The sequence below is a fragment of the Pseudomonas sp. 3A(2025) genome, assembly GCF_054589175.1.
The window spans coordinates 25,384-49,475 of record NZ_BAAILM010000008.1 but is presented as its reverse complement, the minus strand read 5'-3'; the positions used below and the strand labels follow the sequence as shown (position 1 = coordinate 49,475).

General features: G+C 61.2%; 23 protein-coding genes. 7 read left to right on the top strand and 16 right to left on the bottom strand.

What is annotated here, in order from left to right:
- Positions 1-39: 39 nt before the first annotated feature.
- The 7 genes from ACYP2A_RS02335 to ACYP2A_RS02305 all read right to left on the bottom strand — a co-directional run bounded on the left by ACYP2A_RS02335 (position 40) and on the right by ACYP2A_RS02305 (position 6,391).
- The gene (locus ACYP2A_RS02335) at positions 40-669 is read right to left on the bottom strand and encodes a glutathione S-transferase family protein (protein ID WP_459742397.1); all 630 of its coding nucleotides are present in this window, start codon (positions 667-669) and stop codon (positions 40-42) included.
- Between the two features lie 74 nt (positions 670-743).
- Positions 744-926: a hypothetical protein gene (locus ACYP2A_RS02330; RefSeq protein WP_459742395.1), complete on the bottom strand. Its 183-nt coding sequence runs from the start codon at positions 924-926 to the stop codon at positions 744-746.
- Positions 923-2,044 carry a PepSY-associated TM helix domain-containing protein gene (locus ACYP2A_RS02325; protein WP_459742394.1) on the bottom strand — a complete coding sequence of 374 codons (1,122 nt, stop codon included), beginning with the start codon at positions 2,042-2,044 and terminating at the stop codon, positions 923-925. Before ACYP2A_RS02325 ends, ACYP2A_RS02330 begins: the two co-directional genes overlap by 4 nt.
- 69 nt (positions 2,045-2,113) lie before the next feature.
- The gene (locus tag ACYP2A_RS02320; protein ID WP_459742681.1) at positions 2,114-3,106 is read right to left on the bottom strand and encodes a FecR domain-containing protein; all 993 of its coding nucleotides are present in this window, start codon (positions 3,104-3,106) and stop codon (positions 2,114-2,116) included.
- A gap of 7 nt (positions 3,107-3,113) precedes the next feature.
- Positions 3,114-3,632, bottom strand: a complete 519-nt coding sequence (locus ACYP2A_RS02315) for an RNA polymerase sigma factor (RefSeq protein ID WP_459742393.1) — start codon at positions 3,630-3,632, stop codon at positions 3,114-3,116.
- A 114-nt stretch (positions 3,633-3,746) separates the two neighbouring features.
- A complete protein-coding gene (locus ACYP2A_RS02310; protein ID WP_459742391.1) occupies positions 3,747-4,460 on the bottom strand; it encodes a 3'-5' exonuclease in 714 nt (237 codons plus the stop codon).
- Positions 4,457-6,391 (bottom strand): putative nucleotidyltransferase substrate binding domain-containing protein, encoded by a 1,935-nt coding sequence (locus tag ACYP2A_RS02305; protein ID WP_459742389.1) that lies wholly within the window; start codon positions 6,389-6,391, stop codon positions 4,457-4,459. The genes ACYP2A_RS02310 and ACYP2A_RS02305 overlap by 4 nt, the downstream gene beginning before the upstream one ends.
- Before the next feature lie 170 nt (positions 6,392-6,561).
- Here ACYP2A_RS02305 and ACYP2A_RS02300 point away from each other — a divergent pair, with 170 nt between their 5' ends.
- Entirely contained in the window at positions 6,562-7,008 is a 447-nt protein-coding gene (locus tag ACYP2A_RS02300) for a response regulator (RefSeq protein WP_459742387.1), read from the top strand.
- A 42-nt stretch (positions 7,009-7,050) separates the two neighbouring features.
- On the opposite strand, the gene ACYP2A_RS02295 is transcribed toward ACYP2A_RS02300, so the two are convergent.
- A complete protein-coding gene (locus ACYP2A_RS02295; RefSeq protein ID WP_459742385.1) occupies positions 7,051-9,228 on the bottom strand; it encodes a malate synthase G in 2,178 nt (725 codons plus the stop codon).
- A gap of 332 nt (positions 9,229-9,560) precedes the next feature.
- Here ACYP2A_RS02295 and ACYP2A_RS02290 point away from each other — a divergent pair, with 332 nt between their 5' ends.
- Complete coding sequence (locus tag ACYP2A_RS02290; protein ID WP_459742383.1) at positions 9,561-10,085, top strand: glycine cleavage system transcriptional repressor; 525 nt, start codon at positions 9,561-9,563, stop codon at positions 10,083-10,085.
- An 83-nt stretch (positions 10,086-10,168) separates the two neighbouring features.
- Here the strand turns inward: ACYP2A_RS02290 and ACYP2A_RS02285 are convergent, their stop codons facing one another.
- From ACYP2A_RS02285 to ACYP2A_RS02250, 8 genes are all read right to left on the bottom strand, one after another.
- The gene (locus ACYP2A_RS02285) at positions 10,169-10,546 is read right to left on the bottom strand and encodes a bacteriocin immunity protein (protein WP_459742381.1); all 378 of its coding nucleotides are present in this window, start codon (positions 10,544-10,546) and stop codon (positions 10,169-10,171) included.
- A complete protein-coding gene (locus ACYP2A_RS02280; RefSeq protein ID WP_459742379.1) occupies positions 10,518-10,778 on the bottom strand; it encodes a bacteriocin immunity protein in 261 nt (86 codons plus the stop codon). The genes ACYP2A_RS02285 and ACYP2A_RS02280 overlap by 29 nt, the downstream gene beginning before the upstream one ends.
- Before the next feature lie 15 nt (positions 10,779-10,793).
- Entirely contained in the window at positions 10,794-13,331 is a 2,538-nt protein-coding gene (locus tag ACYP2A_RS02275; protein ID WP_459742378.1) for an S-type pyocin domain-containing protein, read from the bottom strand.
- Positions 13,332-13,918: 587 nt separating this feature from the next.
- On the bottom strand, positions 13,919-14,806 hold the full coding sequence (gene rarD / locus ACYP2A_RS02270; RefSeq protein WP_459742376.1) for an EamA family transporter RarD: 888 nt from the start codon (positions 14,804-14,806) through the stop codon (positions 13,919-13,921).
- A 30-nt stretch (positions 14,807-14,836) separates the two neighbouring features.
- The gene (locus tag ACYP2A_RS02265) at positions 14,837-15,811 is read right to left on the bottom strand and encodes a serine/threonine protein kinase (RefSeq protein ID WP_459742375.1); all 975 of its coding nucleotides are present in this window, start codon (positions 15,809-15,811) and stop codon (positions 14,837-14,839) included.
- 125 nt (positions 15,812-15,936) lie between these two features.
- Positions 15,937-17,838 (bottom strand): PhoX family protein, encoded by a 1,902-nt coding sequence (locus ACYP2A_RS02260; RefSeq protein WP_459742373.1) that lies wholly within the window; start codon positions 17,836-17,838, stop codon positions 15,937-15,939.
- A gap of 81 nt (positions 17,839-17,919) precedes the next feature.
- Positions 17,920-18,684 carry a TOBE domain-containing protein gene (locus ACYP2A_RS02255; protein WP_459742371.1) on the bottom strand — a complete coding sequence of 255 codons (765 nt, stop codon included), beginning with the start codon at positions 18,682-18,684 and terminating at the stop codon, positions 17,920-17,922.
- 34 nt (positions 18,685-18,718) lie between these two features.
- Entirely contained in the window at positions 18,719-19,459 is a 741-nt protein-coding gene (locus ACYP2A_RS02250) for a phosphoribosyltransferase family protein (RefSeq protein WP_459742369.1), read from the bottom strand.
- Between the two features lie 101 nt (positions 19,460-19,560).
- Between ACYP2A_RS02250 and bioB the strand changes: the two genes are divergently transcribed.
- From bioB to bioD, 5 genes are read left to right on the top strand one after another with little or no spacing between them, the layout of a single operon-like run.
- On the top strand, positions 19,561-20,619 hold the full coding sequence (bioB, locus tag ACYP2A_RS02245) for a biotin synthase BioB (protein WP_459742367.1): 1,059 nt from the start codon (positions 19,561-19,563) through the stop codon (positions 20,617-20,619).
- A gap of 15 nt (positions 20,620-20,634) precedes the next feature.
- Entirely contained in the window at positions 20,635-21,825 is a 1,191-nt protein-coding gene (gene bioF / locus ACYP2A_RS02240) for an 8-amino-7-oxononanoate synthase (protein WP_459742365.1), read from the top strand.
- The gene (locus tag ACYP2A_RS02235; protein WP_459742363.1) at positions 21,818-22,549 is read left to right on the top strand and encodes an alpha/beta fold hydrolase; all 732 of its coding nucleotides are present in this window, start codon (positions 21,818-21,820) and stop codon (positions 22,547-22,549) included. Before bioF ends, ACYP2A_RS02235 begins: the two co-directional genes overlap by 8 nt.
- On the top strand, positions 22,542-23,354 hold the full coding sequence (gene bioC / locus ACYP2A_RS02230; protein WP_459742362.1) for a malonyl-ACP O-methyltransferase BioC: 813 nt from the start codon (positions 22,542-22,544) through the stop codon (positions 23,352-23,354). Before ACYP2A_RS02235 ends, bioC begins: the two co-directional genes overlap by 8 nt.
- A complete protein-coding gene (gene bioD / locus ACYP2A_RS02225) occupies positions 23,351-24,040 on the top strand; it encodes a dethiobiotin synthase (RefSeq protein WP_459742360.1) in 690 nt (229 codons plus the stop codon). The genes bioC and bioD overlap by 4 nt, the downstream gene beginning before the upstream one ends.
- Positions 24,041-24,092 lie beyond the last annotated feature (52 nt).

Here is a 24,092-nt window from a genome sequence, read left to right as displayed (position 1 = left end):
ACCTGCTGCCGGCACCGCCGCCGGCAGCAGGACGGTCACTCAGGAGGGCTGGGTGGCCTGCATCGAAGGCCGCTGGCTGACCTCGAAGTACCAGTTGGCCAGACGCGGGTAGCTGCTGCGCCAGTTGAGGTCGGGCTGGCGGAAATCCAGATAGCCCAGCGCGGCGGCGGTACTGATGGCGGCGATGTCGAACGGTGGGGCGCTGAGTTCGGTGATCGCTTCCTGATCGAAATAGGCCAGGGTGCGTTCGATCTTGCTCTGCTGGTTGTCCAGCCACAGCGGCCAGTGCAGTTCCTTGGGGCGCAGGGCGGTTTCGTAGCGGATCAGCAAGGCGGCATCGAGCAGGGCGTCGGCCAGCGAGGCCAGGGTCAGGCGCCGCCAGCGCGCCGAGCCCTCGCGGGGGATCAACGGATTGCCGACATGCTGGTAATCGAGGTAATCGAGAATCACCCGGCTGTCATGGATGATATTGCCATCGGCCAGACGCAGGGCCGGGATCTTGCCGGCCGGGTTGTCGTGGTTGAGTTCGGTCGAGGGATTGACCGGGGTCAGGATCGTTGGCTGCAACTGGACGCGGTCCAGTTGCCCGGTTTCATGAAGCAGAATGACCACCTTGCGGGCAAACGGCGAAGCCGGATTGAAATACAGGGTCATGGTGGGCGCTGACATGCGTGTTCCTCGATTGGGACAGTCCCATAGACTAGACAGCGCCAGACGGCCGCGCAATGTTCGTAAAATCCAGGTCAGCGGCCTTTGCGTTTCAGCAGGCCTTTGATACTCAATCCCGCCGCAATGCCCATGCCCAGCCACACCGGCACATCCCAGGCGCCATCGCCCAGCAGGGCGGCGAACAGGCCAACAGCGATGAGCAGCGCGATCCAGCCCGGCGCGGCGAAAGTTTTCCACAGGGTCGATGGTTTACTCATGCATTCACCGGCCCGGCGACGCGGCTGGCGCGGCGTTTGACCCACCACAGGTACAGGCCACTGCCCAGCACGATGATCGTCAGCACATCCAGCACCGCCCAGAGAATCTTCATCGGCATGCCGCCGTAATCACCGAAATGCAGCGGTTGCGACATGGCCAGCGCGTCCATGTACCAGGGCCTGGCGATCACGGCGGTGACGTTCAGGGTCCTGGCGTCGATCAGCACCGGGGTCCAGAGGTGCGAGGTCAGGTGCGTGTTGCCCTTCATGAACACCGCGTAATGGTGCTCGCTGGAAAACCGTGTGCCGGGGAAGGCGATGAAGTCCGGGGTCATGCCCGGTACGGTGGCCTGGGCGATGTTCAGCAGGTTATCGGCCGGGGCACGCTCGGTCAGCGGTGGGGCGTCACGGTACGGGGCGATCATGCTGACCAGCGCATCGTTGCGCCACGAGGCGATCAGCAGGTCGGCGCAGGCGCTGATCACCCCGGTAATGCCCACCACCAGCACCCAGGTCAGGGTCACGATGCCGATCAGGTTATGCAGGTCGAGCCAGCGGGTGCGCGGCGATTTGTCGACGCGCACACTGGCAAAGCCCAGTTTGCGCATGAACGGCGCATACAGCACGGTGCCGGAAACAATCGCCACCACGAACAACAGGCCCATGAACGCCAGCAGCAGTTTGCCCGGCAGCTCGGCGTACATGTCCACATGCAGGCGCAGCATGACCATCATGAAGCCACCGTTGGCCGATGGCGTTTCCAGCGCTTCGCCGCTGCGCGCATCGAGGGCGAAGGTATGCGACAGGTTTGGGTCAGTGCCGGCCGTGGCGGCGGTAATGGCCAGCACGCCGTCGGGATCGTCTTCGTCCCAGCCCAGATACTGCATCACTTCGTTCGGACGATGTGCCTGCGCGGCCTCGACCAGTTGTTGCAAGTTCAGGTGCGGCGTATCGGCCGGCATTTCGCGAAAGGCCGGTGCATCGCCGAGCAAGTGGTCGATTTCGTGATGGAAAATCAGCGGCAGGCCGGTGATGGCGAGCATCAACAGAAACAGCGTACAGATCAGGCTGCTCCAGGTATGCACGAATGACCAGCGACGCACGGTGTGGCTTTTCATGGTGAGTTCCGTAGTCCCGAATCTTGCTAAGCCGCACGAGGCTGCACAAGTGACAGGGCTAAAGATGTTTCAGGGTTTTACCGGCGCAGTGGCTTTGGCGTCTTCGCGCGGTTCGATGCGGGTCCACCATGGCGTGTGCTGTTCGATGCGCACGGCCAGGGTCGGCAGTAGCGCCATGAGCGCCAGGTCGGTGTCGGCCAGCGGGAAGCTGCCAGTGATGCGCCAGTCGGCGACCTGATCATCGGCGCCCAGATAACCGGGCCGGTAGCGGCTCAGCTCGGCGAGCAGATCGCCCAGGCGCACGTTGTCGACCACCAGCATGCCGCGTACCCAGGCGTCGCTGCCCACTGGCAGGCTGAGCAACGGTCCCAGCCCGTCGGCTTTCAACAGCACTTGCTGACCTTCGCGCAGGACCTGTTCGCCGGTGTTGCGCCTGGGTTGCGCGGCCACCGCCGATTGCAGCACGCTCAGGCGCGTGCCCTCGGTTTCGCGACGCACCAGAAAGCGCGTGCCCAGGGCACGCATGTTGCCGTCGCGGGTTTCGACGATAAACGGGCGCGGGTCATCGTGGTTGCCGGTCTCGACCAGAATCTCACCGTCACGCAGGATCACGCGGCGTTGCTTGTCATCGAAACGCACATCGATGGCACTGTGGGTGTTGAGGCGCACCAGCGTGTTGTCGGCCAGGCGCACGCTGCGCTGTTCGCCGGTAGCGGTGCGTTGATCGGCCAGCCAGTAGCCGATGGGCAGATAGCGATCGCCGACAAACAACGCCAATCCTGCGGCCAGGCCCAGGCTGACCAGCCCGCCGCCGAACTTGCCGATGCGCTTGCGCAGCGTGCCAGGCGATTGCTGCAAGGCCCGCCGCGCAGGGCCTGCCGGCAGCTCGAAACGCTGGTTGATCATGCCCAGTTGGCTCCAGGCCCGGGCATGTTCTTCGCTGGCACCCAGCCAATGGGCGAAGTCCTTGCGCTCGGTGGCGTCTTCGGCGGCGCAGTCCAGGCTCAGTTGCCAGGCGATGGCCGCTTCCAGCACATGGGCCGGGACCGGACGTGAAGACAGGCTCATTTCAGGTCGGCTCGCCATACAGAGCGGCGTAGCACTGGCGCATGCCTTGCGCCAGATACTGACGCACCCGCGAGACCGACACGCCCAGGCGCTCGGCAATCTCGGCATGGCCCAGACCGTCCAGGCGGCTATAGAGAAAAGCGGCGCGGGCCTTGCTCGACAGTTTGGCCAGCATCGCATCGATGGCCTTGAGGTCTTCGAGAATCAGGTGCTGCGTCTCGGGCGACGGGTGCTCGGCCTGCGGCAGTTGCGCGAGTTCGTCGAGCCAGGCCTGTTCCAGTGCGGCGCGGCGAAAATGATCGAACAATAGCCCTCGGGCAACGGCGGCCAGAAACGCACGGGGCTGGCTGGGCGTGTTGAGTTCGTCACGGCCGAGCAAGCGCACGAAGGTGTCCTGGCTCAGGTCTTCGGCGCGCTGCGGGCAGGCAACATTACGCCGCAACCAGCTCAGCAACCAGCCGCGATGGTCGCGGTACAACGCGCCGACGAGTTCGCGGTGAGGGTTTTGCACTGACGACACGAAGGGCCCCAAACAGGAATGCGTTAAGTAACAAGAACTATTCGCGATTCTGGCAGAGCGCCATCTGGCTGGCAATCGACGTTTGTCGCCTGCTGTGCGTCCGGCAATGCCGGGTCAGAACGAGTGTGACTGCTTGCGCCGCCTCCACTGGCCCAACGCGTGTTCCAGCCGTGCCGGGCTGTCGATCTGTTGGCGCCGCGCATGGCTGAACAGGATCAGCGCCAGTTCGGCGGTGACCAGCGCGTCGGCGCTGGCGTGGTGGCGCTCTTCGGCGTGCAGGCCAAAATGCTGCGTCCAGTCGTCCAGCCCGGCCTGGCGCAGATTGACCTGCTCGCAGAGCATCGGGGCGATTTCGGCGACATCGAAAAATGGATGCTGCAAACGGTAATCCAGGCTGTCCTTGAGGGCGCGGGTCAGCATGTGCTGATCGAACGGTGCATGAAAGGCCAGCACCGGGCTGTCGCCCAGAAACGCCATGAAGTCGAGCAACGCCTCGACCGGCTCGCTGCCGGCGGCGATCACACTGGGCGCCAGGCCGTGGATCAGCACCGCCGGGCTTAGCTGATGATCGACGCGCTGGATGGTGCATTCGAATTGTTGGCCGAGGTCGATGGCGCCGTCTTCGATGACCACCGCCCCGATCGACAGCACCTGATCGCGGTTCATGTTCAGACCGCTGGTTTCCAGGTCGAGCACCACCCAGCGCTGCTGGCGCAAGGGTTGCTCGTTGAGGGGCGCACAGGCCGGCAGGGCGGCCAGGCGCCGTTGCTGGTCGTCGGTCAGCGGCGTTTTTTTGCTGCGCGGGCGCAGCCACTGGAACAGGTTCAAAGCTGATATCTCAAGGTCAGGCTGGTTTGCAGCCGTTGGGCCTGGCGGAACGATTCGCGCAGGATACGTCGGTCCAGATGATTCAAGGTGTCGGGGTCGATCCGGTTGGAATACGCCAGATTCTGTCGGCTTTGCAGCTGATGCTGCTGCATGCGCGTCTGCTGGATGAAATGGTAGGCCTCTTCATAGGCGGCGCCGTCGAGCGGATCGATGACTTCGCGTTCTACCAACTGGCGCAGGCGCTCCAGGGTGTTGATCGCTTCGATGCCGTTGGCCAGCGCCAGCAGCCGTGCACCGTCGACGAACGGCGTCAGGCCTTCGGTCTTGAGGTCCAGGGTGTCCTTGTCGCTGCCCTTGCGCGCCAGCACGAAATCCTTGAAGCGCCCCACCGGCGGGCGATGGCGCAAGGCGTTGTCGGCCAGCATGCGCTGGAACAAGCGGTTATCGCCCACTTGATCAAGGATGCCGCGGCGCAGGCTGTCGCCGCCGCTTTCATCGCCCCAGACCACGCGCAGGTCGAAGTAGATGCTGGAGGCCAGCAGGTTTTCCGGGGTCGCTTCACGAATAAACGCCGAGAAGCGTCGCGCCCATTCACTGCGCGACAGGCACAGCTCCGGGTTACCGGCCATGATATTGCCCTTGCACAGGGTAAAGCCGCACAGCGCCAGGCTCTGGTTGATGCGCTCGGCAATCGGCAGCAGCACCTCACGGATCTCGGCGGCCTGCCTGGCATCCTGCGCCTCGAACAGAATGCCGTTGTCCTGGTCGGTGTGCAGTGTCTGCTCACGGCGGCCTTCGCTGCCGAAGCACAGCCAGCTGAACGGCACGCCCGGATCGCCTTTTTCTTCCAGGGTCAGTTCGATGACCCGGCACACGGTGTGATCGTTGAGCAAGGTGATGATCTGGGTGATCTGCGTCGATGAGGCGCCATGCGCCAGCATGCGGTCGACCAGTTGCACGATATCGCCGCGCAGGTGTACCAGCGCCTCGACACGCGGGGCATTGCGGATGGTGCGCGCCAGATGCACCAGGTCGACCCGTTGCAAGGAAAACAGATCGCGCTCGGACACCACGCCGCACAATCGCCCGTCGCGCACCAGGCACACGTGGGCGATATGCCGGCTGGTCATCGCAATGGCTGCATCGAAAGCGCTGGCGTCGGGGCTCAGGTAAAACGGCGACGGGCTCATGAAGCGGGCGATGCCGTGGCTGAAATCGGCGTTCACATCGGCGACCGCCTCGCGCAGGTCGCGCAGGGTGAAAATCCCTTGCGGCGCCTGTTGCTCATCGACGATCACGATGCTGCCGACCTGCTGCTCGTGCATCAGCTTGACCGCTTCACGCATCGGCGTCTCGGCGCTGCACATCACCGGATGGCGCATGGCCAATTCGCCAAGCCGGGTGTTGAGCGAGTATTGGGTGCCGAGGGTCTGCGCCGCCTGCTGCTGGACTTGCAGATTGACCTGGTCGAGCAGGCTGCTGACCCCGCGCAAGGCAAAGTCGCGAAAGCAGGTCGACAGCGCGAACAGTTTGATAAAGGCCGGCTTGTTTAATTGCAGACAAAAGGTATCTTCAGCCGCCAGGTGTTCGGTACGGGTGGCACGCTCACCGAGCAAGGCGGCCAGCGGAAAGCATTCGCCGGTGGTGATTTCAAAGGTGGTTTCCGTGCCGCGTCTGGCCGAATGCGGGCGTTCGCCGACCACCCGGCCTTGTTTGACGATGTAAAAGTGTTCTACAGCACCGTCGGCCGGCTTGATGATACTGTCGTCGGCGGCATAGAAACGCAGCTGGCATTGTTCGACCAGATACGCCAGATGGGCGTTTTCCATCTGGTTGAACGGCGGAAATTTTTGCAGGAACTGCATGGTGCCGTGGATATTTTGCAGCACCGCAGTTTTGCCTGCCTCGGTGAAGGCATCTGCTTTACTCATGACGTGGACCGCATTTTTTGTTATTGATGGCCATGGTCGGCCGCTTGGTGCCCAGTGCCCATTGGACGTAAGTCTTACGCCTGAGCCGGGAACCTGTGGCCAGACTGCATCGCGTCAAACGTTGTTCTTGAACGACTGGCAGAATGAGTCCAGGCAATGATGAGATTCCCATGATCGACCACGACATTCTCAGCGACGAAGAGCGTGAAGCGCTCAACGAAGTCATGCACGCTGCGCACTGTGAGGCGCCCCAGCGGGTATTGATCGTCGATGACGACACTGACGCGCGCGAAATACTGGCTGAGATCCTCAGCCTCAACGACATCAGTTGCCTGACCGCCTCCGGTGTCAGCGGTGCGCTGCAAACGCTGCAAAGCTGCCACTCCATCGGCCTGCTGATCACCGACCTGCGCATGGCCCCCGGCGACGGACTGGAATTGATCCGCCAGATACGCAGCTCGGACGATGCAGAACTGCCGATCATCATCGTCTCCGGCGACGCCAACGTGCGCGATGCCATCGATGCCATGCATTTGAACGTGGTGGATTTTCTGCTTAAGCCGATCAATACCAAGCAGTTGGTGAAATTGGTGAAGCGGGAGTTGGGGATGGGGTAACTGCGTGGTGTCCGGAACACCACGCAGTCTTTTGCACGCAAATCAGCTAACGAGGCTAGCCTTGAACTCACGCCGACGACGGTGCAGCACCGGCTCCGTGTAGCCGTTAGGCTGGCGGGTGCCTTCGATGACCAGCTCGATCGCCGCCTGGAAGGCGATATTGCTGTCGAAGTCCGGGGCCAGCGGGCGGTACAGCGGGTCGTTGGCGTTTTGCCGGTCGACCACGACAGCCATGCGTTGCAGGCTTTCCAGCACTTGTTCCTGGCTGACCACGCCATGGCGCAGCCAGTTGGCCATGTGCTGGCTGGAGATGCGCAGGGTGGCGCGGTCTTCCATCAGGCCGATGTCGTTGATGTCCGGCACCTTGGAGCAGCCCACGCCCTGATCGATCCAGCGCACGACATAACCGAGAATGCCTTGGGCATTGTTGTCCAGCTCGTTGCGCAGCTCTTCGGGCGTCCAGTCGGTGTTGGCGGCCAGCGGGATGGTCAGGATATCGTCCACCGAGGCCTGTTCGCGTTGGGCCAGTTCCGTCTGACGGGCGAACACATCGACCTGGTGATAGTGCAGGGCGTGCAGCACCGCAGCGGTCGGTGACGGCACCCAGGCCGTGTTGGCACCGGCCAGCGGGTGGGCGATTTTCTGTTCGAGCATCAATGCCATCAGGTCAGGCATGGCCCACATGCCCTTGCCGATCTGCGCACGGCCTTGCAGGCCACAACGCAGGCCGATATCGACATTGGAATTCTCGTAGGCGCCGATCCATTTCTCGGCCTTCATCTGCGCCTTGCGCACCATGGGGCCGGCTTCCATCGAGGTGTGCATTTCGTCGCCGGTGCGGTCGAGGAAACCGGTGTTGATGAACACTACACGCTCGCTGGCCGCCTGGATGCAGGCCTTGAGGTTGACCGAGGTACGGCGCTCTTCGTCCATGATCCCGACTTTCAGGGTATTGCGCGTCAGGCCCAGCACTTGCTCGATGCGCTCGAACAGCTCATTGGTGAATGCGACTTCCTCGGGGCCGTGCATCTTCGGCTTGACGATGTACACCGAGCCGCTGCGGCTGTTGCTGCGCGAGGTGTTGCCCTTGAGGTTGTGGATCGCTGCCAGGCTGGTCACCAGGCCGTCGAGAATACCTTCGGGCACTTCGTTGCCGTGCTTGTCGAGGATCGCGTCGATGGTCATCAAATGGCCGACGTTGCGGATAAACAGCAACGAGCGGCCATGCAGCGTGATTTCGCCTCCGGCCGGCGTGGTGTAGCTGCGGTCCGGGTACAGGGTGCGGGTAAAGGTTTCGCCGCCCTTGCTCACTGTTTCGGCGAGGTCGCCTTTCATCAGGCCCAGCCAGTTGCGATAGACCACGGTCTTGTCGTCGGCATCGACGGCGGCGATGGAGTCTTCGCAGTCCATGATGGTGGTCAGCGCCGCTTCCAGCAGGATGTCCTTGACGCCGGCCGGGTCGGTCTGGCCGATCTGGCTGCTGGCGTCGATCTGGATTTCCAGGTGCAAGCCGTTGTGCTTGAGCAGGATGGCGATAGGGGCGCTGGCATCGCCCTGAAAGCCGACCAGTTGGGCTTCATCCTGCAGGCCGGTTTCAGTGCCATTGTTCAGGGTGACGGTCAGTTTACCGTCGACCAGTGCATAGGCGGTGGCATCGGCATGCGAAGCACCGGCCAGCGGCGTGGCTTCGTCGAGCAACTGTTTGGCGCGGGCAATCACCTTGTCGCCACGGGCCTTGTTGTAGCCCTTGCCGCGCTCGGCGCCACCTTCGTCGCTGATCGCATCGGTGCCATACAGCGCGTCATACAGTGAGCCCCAGCGCGCATTGGCCGCGTTGAGTGCAAAGCGGGCATTCATCACCGGCACGACCAGTTGCGGGCCTGCCATGGTGGCGATTTCTTCGTCGACATTCTGGGTGCTGATCTGCACCGTCGCAGGCTCCGGCAGCAGGTAGCCGATGTCCTGCAAGAACGCTTTGTAGGCGACGGCGTCATGCGCGCTACCGGCGTTGGCTTGATGCCACGCATCGATTTTGCCTTGCAGCTCATCGCGCTTGTCCAGCAATGCGCGGTTTCTGGGGGCCAGTTCGTGAATCAGTGCATCCGCCCCACTCCAGAAGGCAGCCACATCGACGCCGGTTCCGGGTACGGCTTCGTTCTGCACGAAATCGAAAAGAACCTTGGCGACCCGCAGATCGCCGACTTGAACGTATTCAGTCATTGCCTTGCCTCACTCTGCTCAGCTGTTGCGCCCGTATTGCGAACGCATTTGATTATGGTGAAACCCGTTATGTAGTGCGCGCCGATGGATACTACATGATGAATTGACGGGTGAGAATGCGACTAAAATACGTCACCAAACGACCATGCGGTTCTGTTCGGTCACATAAGGCGCAGGACTTGGTATCGTCCTGACGAGGTATTGTCGAAATCCGCGCAAAACCGTACAGGAATCGTGCCGGACCGGTCCGACTGGTCGGAACACTTGCAGCGTGCTCTATACTGGCTGTCAGTCGATTGCATGCCTGTCCATCACTACAAGAGGAATCGCCTGTGAATCATCTGGTCGTTACCGTGGTTGCCCCCGACAAACCGGGGCAGGTCGAACGCATCGCCCACTGCATCGCCGAGCACGGCGGCAACTGGCTGGAAAGCCGCATGTCGCGGCTGGCCGGGCAGTTCGCCGGCATCCTGCGCGTCGGTGTACCGGTTGAACAACGCGATGCATTAGTCACTGCCCTGCATGAACTGGCCAGCCATGACATTCGTGTACTGCTGGCCGAAGATCAGGATGCAGAAGAAACTACCAGCGTCTGGACGCCCATTCATATGGCACTGGTAGGCACCGATCGCCCCGGAATAGTGCGCGATATCACTCGCTTGCTGGCCGGGCAGGGCGTCAACGTCGAGCGGCTGGTGACTGAAGTCATGACTGCACCGATGAGCGGAGAGTGGATGTTCCGTGCTGAAGCGGTGTTGGGTGTGCCCGCCACGGTGACGCTGGATGATCTGCAGGCGCGCCTGGAAACGCTGGCGGATGATTTGATGGTGGAACTGGAGTTGCGCGAGGAGGATTGAGGTGTTGCGTCGCATGAGAGGCATTGGCGTATAAAGCAGGCTCCAGCCTTCTTTACATGATGAAGGCTGGAGTGGTGTTGCAGTCAGGCCTGCTTGAAGCCGGGCTTTCCGTTGGTAGCTCGCCAGTTTTTTATGAAGTCTACAATGCCCTGAGGGCTTTCCTCCATTTCGGGATCTGGATAGTAGATTACGCCATAGCGTTGTGGGTGCTCAGTAATTTTTCCAAAATGCCTGACGAGGGATATATGCTCTTTTTCGGACTTTACTTCGACCATGCAGATTTTTGTGACTAACTCCAAAAACTCTGATTCGGTGTAGTCTTCAAATTTGCCTTTCAGTTGCATTTGTTCGCTTACCCTGTTCTTACCCATCTTTGCAGTGAAGAGGCTCCAGTCGCTGTTATGTAATGGCGACTGGAGTATGTAGGCGTAACTAGCCTTGCTTGAAGCCGGGCTTGCCATTGGCTGCGCGCCATTCTTTTATGAACGCTACAATACCTTGTGGACTATCATCGGCGCCTGCTTCAGGGTAAAAAATTACACCGTAGCCTTGGGGGTGCTCAGTGATAGTAGAGAAATGCTCAACCAGTTGGTCATCTTCTTCTTCTGAAGCTGTATCTGCTGTGCATATTTTTGTAACAAGCTCAAGGAATTCGCTCTCAGTGTAGTCTGCTAATTTTTCTTTAAATATCATTTTGAGTCTCCTTGGTTATTGATGTGTTGCGATATGTTTTTTCGGTGTAAGCATCTGTAGGTTATCCACGTCGTATAGTTCGCCATCATTTTTCAAGTATATTATGTGGTGTATTTCAAATCTTTTTCTTCTTCCTACAGATTCTAAGGGCGGAGCAAAAGGAGAGCTACCACGCCTCATTCGAGCCAGGTTAGAGGGTGAGAACTGAGCAGATAGCCCAGGATCATTGGCCACCGCTTTCCAAAGCGTTTCCCTGAATTCCCTGAAGTTCTTGAATTCTTTACCTCTCAATTGATCTGCAATCTGTGCCGGGATCGGCGCTCCTTTACCGTGAACGGCCTGTTCAAGCCAGTTCCCAGTAATCGGCTGACCATAACCTGTCGCAACCCCTGGATCACCCCGACGGTCCCGAAACATCACATAGAGCGGCGGTAAGCCCGCATCCTGCGGAAAGGTCAGGATGTAATCGTCGAACCCTGTTTCTGCCAGCTCCGGAAAGGTATCAATCCTTCCTTCGGTGGGCGCGACTTCGGCGCCAGGGTAGACAGTCGGAGGCGGCTGTTCGACGGGCAGGGATGTCGAACTGTCAATCGGCGGTACGGCTGGCGTCCATGTCAGGGTTCGAGGTGGCTGGTCGGGGGTGGTGAAAGAATAGGTGTTGCTCTTGGGATCATGGGTTGCAGTGACAACTTTGACCCTGGAAGGCACCGCCTCACCGTCCGTTTTGACGACGATGATTTTCGTTTGTCCATCAGCGGCGGTTTGTGAACTGATACGAAAAGGAACGTCGACCGTACCGGCAATGGCCGCAATAGCAGGCAAGTCCTGATTGAGTTCAGGGGCAAGGTCGGACAGCGGTGTGCTGAAGCTGAAACGCTGGGGTAACTCGCCATTGGCCAGCTTAGGGGTGTACACCAGAGCCGCTACGCCCACGAAAAAGGCCGTGACTGTACCGGCCAGTAAATCAGCCAGTGCTATGACTGCGGCGCGGACGGCAGCTTGCAGGCTGATCGTCGCGCCTTCAGTAACTGCAATTGGCCCCCAAGAGGTCATGACGACTGATTGGGTTGCTGCAACAGAACCCAAGACGCGGAAGGTGTTGGCGGTTCTGATTATTTCTGCGGCAACGTGCGCCTGTTCGATGGCAATACGTTTGGCTTCAGCTTCGGCGGCGATACGTGCTTTTTCTTGTGCAACGCGCTTGGCTTCAGCTTCGGCGGCGATACGTGCTTTTTCTTGTGCAACGCGCTTGGCTTCAGCTTCGGCGGCGATACGTGCTTTTTCTTGTGCAACGCGCTTGGCTTCAGTTTCGGCGGCGATACGTGCCTTTTCTTGAGCAATGCGTTTGGCTTCGGCCTCTGCTGCGATGCGTGCCTGTTCTTGGGCAATACGCCTGGCTTCAGCCATTTGCTCGGCTTGGTGAGAGCGGTCAATCAGACCGTTTAAGGCACGTGCGGCATAATTCAAATGCCTGGCTGATTCTTCCTTGAGTACTGCGTCGTGGTGAGTAATCCATCTTTTTCCAAGGTCGGTGGTGTGTTGCAAATGCACTAATTCATTCAGCGCTTCCAGTTCCGGTTTGCTGAGTGGGGCGTTGACCTTTGGGTTGGTCGAAGAGGGCAGAACGCCGGTCCTCTTGGACCTCTCGTATACCTCGATGGGTTGTATATTTGCCAAACGATTGGCTGCCATGCTCTCGAGCACAGCTTTGTAGTGCGTTAATGCCTGGGTCAGTGTCAGATGAGCGACGGAGCCTGCTGCGCTGACAAGCTCGGTCTGTAGAAACTCTGGAAGTTTTTGAGCATGGATATCGCGCTCCAGCTCGATCATCCTGATTCGTTGTTGCTGAGCGACTGCCCAGGCAGCCTCATCGAGCGGTGTAGCCTGTTCTGCAGTTTGCTTCTGTCTGGCTAACTCGGGAAGTTTCTCGGCTAATCGGTCAACGGATAAATAAAGCCTTTTATATTCCAATGCCGCTTTATAGGCACTGTCGAAAAGCGCGTAAGCAGCCAAAAGATTGTCTTGATTCATTTGGCCGGAATTCCAGAGCTGACGAATCCTCTGTACCGGCAATACGTTCATTAAATAGAAAGGAGCATGGCCATCAAGCCCATACATGGCAGGGATGATGGATGCGGACTGCTGTTGTTTCTGCTCAATGAGTTGCAGTGTTGCCGTTTGATCACTTTCCGCTGATTGCGCACTGGAAAAGTGCTTGCCACCCTTTATGGTTTGCTTTTTTTCTTCCCATTCACGATCTGTATCGGCTGGCAGATTTTCGAACCGTGCATTGTATTCGTTATCAATAGCCAGTTGACCTTGAATTTGCTCAGCCATGAAGTCGGCCATCACATTAGGTATGGCTATTTCTCTTGGTCTACCAGGACTTCCTTCTCCTCGGTGCGGTCCTTCCTGTGCGCCCCATCCATCACCGTGGCCACTGTAGCCGCCGCCTCCGATACTGCCGAAACTAAACGTTTGCTCGCGATCCGGATTTATAACGAGAGGCCTTAAGTGAAACGTTTGTCCTGGAATATGATTTTCATTGCTCATGCTGTGCTTTCCATCCTGGAAATCTTAACCGTGCGCCATTTATCGTTCACCCAATACCATGGCGGTAATAGAGTGGGCGTGATATTGCTGAAAGTTACTGTTGGAACGAAACTGCAATCATGCGGCTGGAGTTCATCAGGCGCTCACTGTTGAGGATTGAGTTTCGAAGATCATGGGCGGGTTTAATGGATGGTGTGCGGTATATATTTATTGTTTTTGGGGCTGGCTAAAGGCGATTGAATACTGCCCAAGCCCTGATAATTAGCTCGGTTTTTTCGCTGTAATAATTTCAACCGACCAGGACCGGTACGTTGAAGCAGGGATATCTTTTCAGAGGGTAAAAGCTGGAATTGTGCGACGAAGCCGCGCCTTGAAGGTTATCCAGTCTTTCCCTGCACCTGCCTGTGGATAAGCTGGGGAATCAACCCGCTACGCCACGTGCAGCAAGGCTTTGCGCCTGTTGGTCAAAAAACAGTCAGCTTCGCGGTCTTGTGCACAATTAACCTGCACCTGCCTGTGGATAAGCTTGGGGTATCCCTTTGCAGCCCACGTTCCATAAGGGCTGCAAAGGTTTGGTTGTTTTTTGATCAGGCTCTTTTGCGCAGGTTGACCCAGGCATCGATGCTGTACACCGCCAGGCCGGCCCAGATAAAGCAGAATGTCACCAGTGTGCTGGCGGCCAGGTGCTCGCCGTAGACCAGTACGGCCAGCAGCATGACCAGCGTCGGGCCGATGTATTGCAGAAAGCCCAGGGTCGCGAACGGCAGGTGCCGTGCGGCGGCGTTGAAGCACACCAGCGGCACCAGCGTGACCGGGCCGGCAGCGGCCAGCCAGAAGATCATCGAGCTGTGCAGAATCTCGGGTTGCAGGCTGTCGGCGTTGGGGTTCAGCAGCAGCCAGCCGAGGGCCAGCGGCACCAGCAGCCAGGTTTCCACGACCAGCCCCGGCAAGGCAGCCACCGGGGCCTTTTTGCGAATCAGCCCGTAGAAGCCGAAAGTCAGCGCCAGTGCCAGCGATATCCACGGCAGGCTGCCGACCTGCCAGACTTGCTGGGCAACCCCGGTGGCGGCCAGTGCCACCGCCAGCCATTGAATAGGCCGCAGCCGCTCGCCAAGCAGGATCAGGGCGAGCAGCACGTTGACCAATGGGTTGATGTAGTAACCCAGGCTGGCTTCGAGCATGCGCCCGTTATTGACGGCCCAAACATAGATCAGCCAATTGCTGGCGATCAGCGTGCCGCTCAGCGCCAGGATGGCCACGCGCTGCGGGTTGTCGCGCAGTTCCTTGAGCCAGCCGGGATGTTTCCACAGCATCAGCAGCAGTGAGCCGGCCAGCGCCGACCAGAGTGCGCGGTGGATGATGATCTCGATCGCCGGGACCGCCTGAACGGCCTTGAAGTAGAGCGGAAACAGGCCCCAGATGGTATAGGCGCTCAGGCCCAGAATTAATCCGCGCCGCGGATTGGCAGTGTGCATGGTGGTTCCTTGTGCCTGGGTGGTGCAGTGTCAGAACAGTTTCAGAGGTTCTTCTTGCAAGGCCGAGAGTTGTTCGCGCAGGGCCAGGATATGGTCGCCCCAGTAACGCTCGGTGCCAAACCAGGGGAAACTGTGCGGGAACGCGGGATCATCCCAGCGCCGTGCCAGCCAGGCACTGTAATGCATCAGGCGCAGGGCGCGCAGCGGTTCGATGAGGGCCAGTTGGCGCGGATCGAAGTCGTGGAATTCGTTGTACCCGTCCATCAGCTCCGACAGTTGCCCGAGGCATTCCTGGCGGTCGCCGGCCAGCATCATCCAGATGTCCTGCACCGCAGGGCCCATGCGGCAGTCGTCGAGGTCGACGATGTGGAACATCTCGTCGCGGCACATCATATTGCCCGGGTGGCAGTCGCCGTGAATGCGGATATTGGTGTGCGTGGTGGCGGCGTAGGCGTCTTCGACACGCTTGAGCAGGTCGCGGGCCACCGACTCATAAGCCGGCAGCAACGAGCGCGGGATGCAGTTATTGGTCAGCAGGTAGTTGACCGAGTCATGGCCGAAGTTCTGTACGCCTAATGCTTCGCGATGTTCGAAATCGCGGCTGGCACCGAGCCCGTGCAGGCGTCCCAGCAACTGGCCAAGGCGATAAAGCTGATCGAGATTGCCCGGCTCCGGCGCACGCCCACCACGGCGCGGGAACAGGGTGAAGCGAAAGCCGCCGTGTTCGAACAGGGTCTTGCCGTTGTGCACCAGCGGCGCGACGACCGGCACTTCAATGCCTTCGAGTTCGGCGGTGAAGCTGTGTTCTTCCAGAATCGCCTCGTTGCTCCAGCGCTGCGGGCGATAGAACTTGGCGATCAACGGCGCCTGGTCTTCGATGCCGACCTGATAAACCCGGTTCTCATAGCTGTTGAGCGCCAGGATACGGGCGTCGCTGAGAAAGCCGATGCTTTCTACGGCATCGAGCACCATGTCGGGGGTGAGGGCTGCGAAAGGATGGGACATGCTGGCTCCTGTACGCAACGAACCGTTGCGCGACCGGAGATGGTAACGCAGACCACCTTCCCCGTGGGACCGGCTTTAGCCGGGAAGGGCGTTACGCGGTGCCTGTTTCCCGGCTAAAGCCAGTCCTACGCGCCGATAATGCCGCCGTCTTCGCGGGTGATGACCATCACCGATGAGCGCGGCTTGCCGCCCGGCTGGTGCTCGGGAAAGGTCGAGCCGCCATTTTCGCCCGGGTGCTGGATGCCGACGAACATCGTCTTGTAGTCCGGCGCAAAGCTGATGCCGGTGACCTCACAGCCCACCGGCCCCACCAGAAAGCGGCGGATCTCGCCGCTGTGCGGGTCGGCGCAGAGCATCTGGTTATTGCCCATGCCGGCAAAGTCGCCGGTGTTGCTGGAGTCGCCGTCAGTCTGGATCCACAGCCTGCCGGCGGCATCGAAGCTCAGGCCGTCGGGGCTGTTGAACAGGTTTTGCGGGTTGATGTTGGCCGAGCCTGCCTGCGGCGTGCCGGGGTGCACCGTCGGGTTGCCGGCGACCACGAACAGGTCCCAGTCAAATTCCATGGCCGAGGCGTTATCGTCGGCTTCGCGCCAACGCAGGATCTGCCCGTACTGGTTCTTGGCCCGTGGGTTGGGGCCGCCGACCGGTTGCCCGTCGTCGCCGCGCTTGCTGTTGTTGGTCAGGGTGCAATACACCTGACCGTCCTTGGGGCTGACCACGATCCATTCCGGGCGGTCCATGCGTGTGGCCTTGACCACGCTGGCCGCCAGGCGTGCGTGAATCAGCACCTCGGCTTGGTTGTTGAAGCCGGCGGCGGCGTCCAGGCCGTTCTTGCCGTGTGTCAGCTCGACCCAGCGGCCTTTGCCCTTGGGGCGATCCGGGTTGTTGTCGCCCGCATCGAACTGCGCCACGTACAGCGTGCCGTGGTCGAGAAGGTTGCGATTGGCCTTGGGGTTGGCCGGGTCGATCTTGTCGCGGCTGATGAACTTGTAGATGAACTCGCCGCGCTCGTCGTCGCCCATGTACACCACGGCGCGACCGCCTTTGGTTTGGGCCAGCGCCGCGTTCTCGTGTTTGAAACGGCCCAGCGCGGTGCGTTTGACCGGCGTCGATTTCGGGTCGAACGGGTCGATTTCTACCACCCAGCCGTGACGATTGACCTCGTTGGGGTTTTTCGCCACGTCGAAGCGTGGATCGAACGGGTGCCAGCCAATCTCCTTGCTGGCCGCCACCACGCCGTAGCGTTTCAGGCCGGCATCGAATGCCTGTTGCGGGTCGCTGCTGCCGAAGCAGTCAGTGAAGTTTTCTTCGCACGTCAGGTACGTGCCCCACGGCGTCTTGCCGTTGGCGCAGTTCTGGAACGTGCCCAGCGCATGGCGGCCGCTGCTGTCGGCGGCGGTCTTGAGCCAGTCGTGGCCGGCGGCTGGGCCGCTCAGGGTGATCGGCGTATTGCCGTGGATGCGACGGTTGAAGCTCGAACCCTGCACGAACTGCCATTGGCCATTCTTGCGCGCAATTTCGATCACCGAGACGCCTTCGGCGGCCAGCGCCTTGCGCACCTCTTCGGCGGATTGCGGCGCCTGGCCGTGGGCGTACAGGTAGCGGTAATTGGTGTATTCGTTGTTGATCGCCAGCAGTGCGCGGTCGGGATGACCGGGCATCGGGAACAGGCTCATGCCGTCGTTGTTGTCGCCGAACTGCACTTCCTGGGCTTCGGCGCTGCCTTGGCCGCTGGCGTCGAAGGCCGGCCCGTTGGCGTGCAGTGGTTGGCCCCAACTGATCAGCACCGAGGCGCGATAGCCTGGTGGCAGGCTGATGCTGTCGGCGGTCGCCGTTGCGATGCCGTCAAAGCCTAGCAAGGTGCGGTTGGCTTCACTGACGCCGGTGGCCAGCGCGGTACGGCTGAGCAGGTCACCGCCCAGAAACAGCGCTGCACCGCACAGGGCGCCGGCGCCGATGAAGCTGCGGCGGCTGAGGCCGAGCATTTTTTCAAGATCAGTGGACTGGTGGTCTTCTAATAGTTTCATCGTCGCGGCTCCACGGGTGTGGCAGCCACATTAAGTTACTGTCATGACGAAAATGTGTCGGCGCGATGACGCCGTGAATGCTTACACGACCGTGCCGAGCAACACCTGCGACGGCGCGAACTGCACCTGCACCGCACTGCCGCCACTCAACCCCAGCACGGTGAGCTGCTGCGCTTCGGCCAGCGCACACAGGGTCTGGCCGCTGGGCAGCACGATGCGCACTTCGCTGGGGCCGTCCTCGGCGTCGAGCAGGGTCTCGATCTGGCCCAGCAAGCTGTTATGGCCGGGCGTGGGCGCCTGGTCCGGCGCGAGCACCTGCAACCAGCCGGCCTTGATCAGCGCGACCACTTCGACGCCGGTCTCAAGGTCCAGGCGCACGCGGCTGTCATGAGTGATCTGCGCATCGATAAGCCGTTCGCCCGGCAAGGCCAGGCGCACCAGGTCGTTGTTGCCCTGACGGGTGATGCTGTGGATGCGCCCGAGCAACTGATTGCGCGCGCTGGTGCGCAAGGTCAGGCGGCTGAGCAGGTCGAGGTCGGCGTCGCTTTCGGCAGCGTCCAGCACGTGCGCCTGCAAGGCTTGCAGGCGCTGGTAAAGGCGCAGGATGCGTTCGCCTTCAGGCGACAGCTTCGCGCCGCCACCGCCACGCCCGCCGACACTGCGCTCGACCAGCGGCTGGTGCGCGAGGTTGTTCAACTCGTCGATGGCATCCCAGGTGGCCTTGTAACTCAGGCCCGCGCTTTTCGCGGCGCGGGTGATCGAGCCTTGCTCGGCGATGTGTTGCAGCAGGGCGAGACGCTGCGGGCGGCGCACCATGTATTGGCTCAACGAGGGCGGTAGCGGCATGACGGGCAGTCGATGGCGAATGATGGCACTGAGTCTAAGCCAAAGCTGGCGGCGCAGGGGTGCGTGCCAGGCAATAGATGTCGACCCGCTGCGCGCCGGCTTGCATCAGCAGGTAGGCCAGTGCCTGTGCGGTGGTGCCGGTGGTCACGACATCGTCGACGATTGCCAGGTGCTTGCCGCGCAGCGCATCGCTGTCGCGCAGCGTGAAGGCACCGGCCAGGTTGCGTTTGCGGGCCTTGGCATCCAGGCCTTGCTGCGACGGAGTTTCGCGGATGCGCAGCAGTTGTTGTTCATCCACCTGCAGATTCAGCGCGTGTCCCATCCAGCCGGCCAGCATCGCAGCCTGATTGAAGCCGCGCTGGCGTAAACGCTGCCGGGCCAGTGGCACCGGCAGCAGCATGTCGGGGCGTGGCAGGCCTTCATCGAAGCGGTGCTGCAGGTAGTGCGTCATCAGTTCGGCGAGCAGCCGGCCCAGCGGCCACTGGCCCTGGTGCTTGAAGCGGGTGATCAGCCGGTCGACCACGAAGCGGTATTCCCACGGTGCAATCACCTGGCTGAACGCTGGCGGCTTCAAGGTGCAATCGAGGCAGTGGCCATCGAAGCCCGGCAGCGGCAGAGCGCAGCACAGGCATTGTGCGTTGAGCCACGGCAGCTCGGCCTCGCACGGCACGCACAGCGGCATTTCACTGTCGCTGGGCTCATCGCACAATAAGCAGAATCGTTTGTTTTTTAACCAGATGTAAACCTGTGAATCTTCATGTGGTTGACAAGGCATTGTCATTCCTTAACTATGCCGAAAATCAAGCCGAACAACCGTGTCGCGCCTGTGGTCTTTGCACCCAGGCGTTGTGTCCGATTTCAACAAGGAGCCGCCCGATGAGCGCCAGCATCACTGCTACCCTGCGTCACGACTGGACTTTAGCCGAGGTCAAGGCACTGTTTGTGCAGCCTTTCAATGACCTGTTGTTTCAGGCGCAGACGGTGCACCGCGCTCATTTCGACGCCAACCGCGTGCAGGTGTCGACCCTGCTGTCGATCAAGACCGGCGCCTGCCCTGAAGACTGCAAGTACTGCCCGCAGTCGGGCCACTACAACACCGGCCTCGACAAGCAGAAACTCCTTGAGGTGCAAAAGGTGCTGGAAGAGGCCGCCCGCGCCAAGGCCATCGGCTCGACCCGCTTCTGCATGGGCGCGGCCTGGAAGCATCCTTCGGCCAAAGACATGCCGTACGTGCTGGAGATGGTCAAAGGCGTGAAGGCCATGGGCCTGGAAACCTGCATGACCCTGGGTCGTCTCGATCTGGAGCAGACCGAGGCGCTGGCCGCCGCTGGCCTGGATTACTACAACCACAACCTCGATACGTCGCCGGAGTTCTACGGCAACATCATTACCACCCGCACCTACGCCGAGCGCCTGCAAACCCTGGCCTACGTGCGCGATGCCGGGATGAAGATCTGCTCCGGCGGCATCCTCGGCATGGGCGAGTCGCTGGACGACCGCGCAGGCCTGCTGATCCAGCTGGCCAACCTGCCCGAGCACCCCGAGTCGGTGCCGATCAACATGCTGGTCAAGGTCGCTGGCACGCCGCTGGAAAATGCCGAAGAGGTCGACCCGTTCGATTTCATCCGCATGCTGGCCGTGGCGCGCATCCTGATGCCCCAGTCGCATGTGCGGCTGTCGGCGGGCCGCGAGGCGATGAACGAGCAGATGCAGGCCCTGGCGTTCTTTGCCGGCGCCAACTCGATTTTCTACGGCGAAAAACTGCTGACTACCGCCAACCCGCAGGCCGACAAGGACATGCTGCTGTTCGCCCGCCTGGGCATCCAGCCAGAAGCCGGGCAAGAGCACCCGGACGAAGTGCACCAGGCCGCCATCGAGCAGGCGCTGGTCGAGCAGCAAAGCAGTTCGATGTTCTATAACGCGGTCTCGGCCTGATCACGCGAGGTCAGCATGTCTTTCGATCTTCGGGCGCGGCTCGATGCGCGCCACGCCGCCGAGCTGTACCGTCAGCGGCCGCTGCTGCAAAGCCCGCAAGGTCCGCTGGCGGTGGTCGACGGCCAGCCGCTGCTGACCTTTTGCAACAATGACTATCTGGGCCTGGCCAACCACCCGCAGGTGATTGCCGCCTGGCAGGCCGGTGCCGAGCGCTGGGGCGTGGGCGGCGGCGCTTCGCATCTGGTGATCGGCCACAGCGGCCCGCATCACGAGCTGGAGCTGGCATTGGCCGAGTTCACCGGACGCCCGCGCGCATTGCTGTTTTCCAACGGCTACATGGCCAACCTGGGCACCGTCACGGCGCTGGTCGGGCAGGGCGATTCGGTGCTTGAAGACCGTCTCAATCATGCCTCGTTGCTGGATGCCGGCTTGCTCAGCGGTGCACGTTTCAGCCGTTATTTGCACAACGATGCGGCCAGCCTGCATGCCCGGCTGGACAAGGCGGTGGGCGATAGCCTGGTGGTGACCGATGGCGTGTTCAGCATGGATGGCGATATCGCCGACTTGCCGGCGCTGGCGCGCACCGCAAAAAGTCGCGGCGCCTGGCTGATGGTCGACGATGCCCACGGCTTCGGCCCGCTGGGCGCCAATGGCGGTGGCAGTGTCGAGCACTTTGGCCTGGGCATCGATGAGGTACCGGTGCTGATCGGTACGCTGGGCAAGGCCTTTGGCACCTCCGGGGCGTTTGTGGCCGGCAGCGAAGAGTTGATCGAGACACTGATCCAGTTCGCGCGGCCGTATATCTACACCACCAGCCAGCCGCCGGCGCTGGCCTGCGCGACGCTCAAGAGCCTGGAGCTGCTGCGCAGCGAGCATTGGCGGCGTGAGCATCTGGCTGCGTTGATCCAGCAGTTTCGTCAGGGTGCCGAGCAGATCGGTCTGCGCCTGATGGACAGTTTTACGCCGATTCAGCCGATCATGATCGGCGATGCCGGGCGTGCCTTGCACCTGTCGCAATTGCTGCGGGAGCGCGGCCTGCTGGTGACGGCTATTCGTCCACCGACCGTGCCGGCCGGCAGCGCCCGTTTGCGGGTGACCTTGAGCGCCGCACACACACCTGAGCAAGTGCAGCTATTGTTGGAGGCACTGGCGCAGTGCTGGCCACTGCTGGGTGTGGATGAAACGGTGGAGTCGACACATGCGTAATCGTCTGGTGCTGTTGCCCGGCTGGGGTCTGGGTGTTTCGCCGCTGGAGCCGTTGGCCGCCGCCTTGCGCGGGCTGGACGAGCACCTGAACGTCGAGATCGAACCCTTGCCGGAGCCTGGCACCAGCGACGTGCAGACCTGGCTCGACGAGCTGGATGCCACGCTGCCCAACGATGTGTGGCTGGGCGGCTGGTCGCTGGGCGGCATGCTCGCGGCTGAACTGGCGGCGCGGCGTGGTGAACATTGCTGTGGCCTTGTGACGTTGGCCAGCAATACCTGTTTCGTGCCGCGCGGCGCCTGGCCGCATGCGCTGCCGGAGGCCGACTTCGTCGCATTTCTGGCCGGCTGCGAGCAAGACCCGCAAGCGACGCTCAAGCGTTTCAGCCTGCTGTGCAGCCAGGGCGGCGAAGACCCGCGTGGCCTGTCGCGCCAGCTCAAGGCCGCGGCGCCGCACCTTTCCAGACAAGCATTACTCGATGGCTTGCGCGTGCTTGAACGGCTCGATACCCGCGAGGCCTTGCAGAGTTATCGTGGGCCGCAACTGCACCTGTTTGCCGGGCTCGATGCGTTTGTTCCGGCCGAGGCGGCGAGTGACTTGCTGGCGCTGCTGCCGGATGTCGAAGTGGGCCTGATCGAACAGGCCAGCCATGCCTTTATTCTGGAAAGCCCGCATGGCGTGGCGGCGGCGATCCGGGCTTTTTTACGAGCGTCGGACGATGACTGATCTTTCTGCTATCCCGTTGCCGGGTGGACTGCCGACCAAGCAACACGTGGCCGCTTCGTTCTCTCGTGCGGCGGCCAGTTATGACAGCGTGGCCGAACTGCAACGTGCGGTGGGTCAGCATTTGCTGGCGCAGTTGCCTGTTCAACTGAGGTCTGCTCGCTGGCTCGACCTGGGCTGTGGCACCGGGCATTTCAGCCGTGCGCTGGGGCAACGCTTTGGTGCGGCCGAGGGTGTGGCACTGGACATTGCCGAAGGCATGCTGCGCCACGCGCAACCGCAGGGCGGGGCGAAGCATTTTGTCGCTGGCGATGCCGAGAGTTTGCCGCTGCAACGTGAATGCGTTGACCTGGTGTTTTCCAGCCTGGCGGTGCAGTGGTGCGCCAACTTTGCAGCGGTGCTCAGCGAGGCACGGCGGGTATTGCGCCCCGGTGGCGTGTTCGCGTTTTCCAGCCTGTGCGTCGGCACCTTGCATGAGCTGCGCAGCAGCTGGCAGCGCGTCGATGGACTGGTGCATGTCAATCGCTTCCGCGAACAGGATGCCTATCAGCAATTGTGCGAGGCCAGCGGGCTGCGCATTCGCAGCCTGGAAGTCCGTGCGCATGTGCTGCATTACCCGGACGTGCGCAGCCTGACTCACGAGCTTAAAGCCTTGGGCGCGCATAACCTCAATCCCGGCCGTGCCACCGGCCTGACCGGCCGCAAGCGGATTCGTGGGCTGGTCGAGGCTTACGAAGACTTTCGCCAGGACCAGGGTTTGCCTGCGACCTATCAGGCCATTTATGTCGTGCTGGAAAAACATTCATGAGCGCTGCGTTTTTCATCGCCGGAACCGACACCGATATCGGCAAGACCACCATCGCCGCCGGGCTGTTGCAGGCGGCCCGCCGTGCCGGTTTGAGCACGGCGGCCGGCAAGCCGGTGGCTTCCGGTTGCGAGCTTGTCGGCAATGGCCTGCGTAACAGCGATGCCTTGGCGTTGCTTGCGCAATGCACCACGCCGCTGACGTACGAAGAGGTCAACCCGTTCGCATTCGAGCCGGCCATCGCGCCGCATCTGGCAGCGCGGGAGGCGGGGCTGGAACTGCGGGTGTCTGATTTACTGCCGCCGATGCAGCGGCTGTTGGCGCGTGAAGCCGATTTCACGTTGATCGAGGGGGCGGGTGGCTGGCGGGTGCCGCTAAGTGGCGATGAACATCTGTCCGATCTGGCGATTGCCCTGAAACTGCCGGTCATTCTGGTGGTGGGCGTGCGCCTGGGCTGTATCAGTCATGCGTTGCTGACGGCCGAAGCCATCGCTCGCGACGGCCTGATACTGGCCGGTTGGGTGGCCAATATCGTCGATGCACAGACCTCACGGCTGCAGGACAATCTGGCGACGCTGGTTGCGCAATTGCCTGCGCCTTGTCTCGGACAGGTGCCACGACTGTTACAGCCTGTTGCTGAAACAGTGGCTGATTATTTGACGCTTGAGCCGCTGTTACGGCGCAGGTAGCTGATCTGCAAGGTGCTTTGGCGATTGATCAAGATTTAACCTATTGCTGGGG

Coding starts and splice junctions, on each gene's coding strand:
- ACYP2A_RS02335 (WP_459742397.1), bottom strand. CDS start 669: ATGTCAGCGCCCACCATGACCCTGTATTTCAATCCGGCTTCGCCGTTT.
- ACYP2A_RS02330 (WP_459742395.1), bottom strand. CDS start 926: ATGAGTAAACCATCGACCCTGTGGAAAACTTTCGCCGCGCCGGGCTGG.
- ACYP2A_RS02325 (WP_459742394.1), bottom strand. CDS start 2,044: ATGAAAAGCCACACCGTGCGTCGCTGGTCATTCGTGCATACCTGGAGC.
- ACYP2A_RS02305 (WP_459742389.1), bottom strand. CDS start 6,391: ATGAGTAAAGCAGATGCCTTCACCGAGGCAGGCAAAACTGCGGTGCTG.
- ACYP2A_RS02300 (WP_459742387.1), top strand. CDS start 6,562: ATGATCGACCACGACATTCTCAGCGACGAAGAGCGTGAAGCGCTCAAC.
- ACYP2A_RS02295 (WP_459742385.1), bottom strand. CDS start 9,228: ATGACTGAATACGTTCAAGTCGGCGATCTGCGGGTCGCCAAGGTTCTT.
- ACYP2A_RS02285 (WP_459742381.1), bottom strand. CDS start 10,546: ATGGCAAGCCCGGCTTCAAGCAAGGCTAGTTACGCCTACATACTCCAG.
- ACYP2A_RS02280 (WP_459742379.1), bottom strand. CDS start 10,778: ATGATATTTAAAGAAAAATTAGCAGACTACACTGAGAGCGAATTCCTT.
- ACYP2A_RS02275 (WP_459742378.1), bottom strand. CDS start 13,331: ATGAGCAATGAAAATCATATTCCAGGACAAACGTTTCACTTAAGGCCT.
- rarD (WP_459742376.1), bottom strand. CDS start 14,806: ATGCACACTGCCAATCCGCGGCGCGGATTAATTCTGGGCCTGAGCGCC.
- ACYP2A_RS02265 (WP_459742375.1), bottom strand. CDS start 15,811: ATGTCCCATCCTTTCGCAGCCCTCACCCCCGACATGGTGCTCGATGCC.
- ACYP2A_RS02260 (WP_459742373.1), bottom strand. CDS start 17,838: ATGAAACTATTAGAAGACCACCAGTCCACTGATCTTGAAAAAATGCTC.
- ACYP2A_RS02255 (WP_459742371.1), bottom strand. CDS start 18,684: ATGCCGCTACCGCCCTCGTTGAGCCAATACATGGTGCGCCGCCCGCAG.
- ACYP2A_RS02250 (WP_459742369.1), bottom strand. CDS start 19,459: ATGCCTTGTCAACCACATGAAGATTCACAGGTTTACATCTGGTTAAAA.
- bioB (WP_459742367.1), top strand. CDS start 19,561: ATGAGCGCCAGCATCACTGCTACCCTGCGTCACGACTGGACTTTAGCC.
- bioF (WP_459742365.1), top strand. CDS start 20,635: ATGTCTTTCGATCTTCGGGCGCGGCTCGATGCGCGCCACGCCGCCGAG.
- ACYP2A_RS02235 (WP_459742363.1), top strand. CDS start 21,818: ATGCGTAATCGTCTGGTGCTGTTGCCCGGCTGGGGTCTGGGTGTTTCG.
- bioC (WP_459742362.1), top strand. CDS start 22,542: ATGACTGATCTTTCTGCTATCCCGTTGCCGGGTGGACTGCCGACCAAG.
- bioD (WP_459742360.1), top strand. CDS start 23,351: ATGAGCGCTGCGTTTTTCATCGCCGGAACCGACACCGATATCGGCAAG.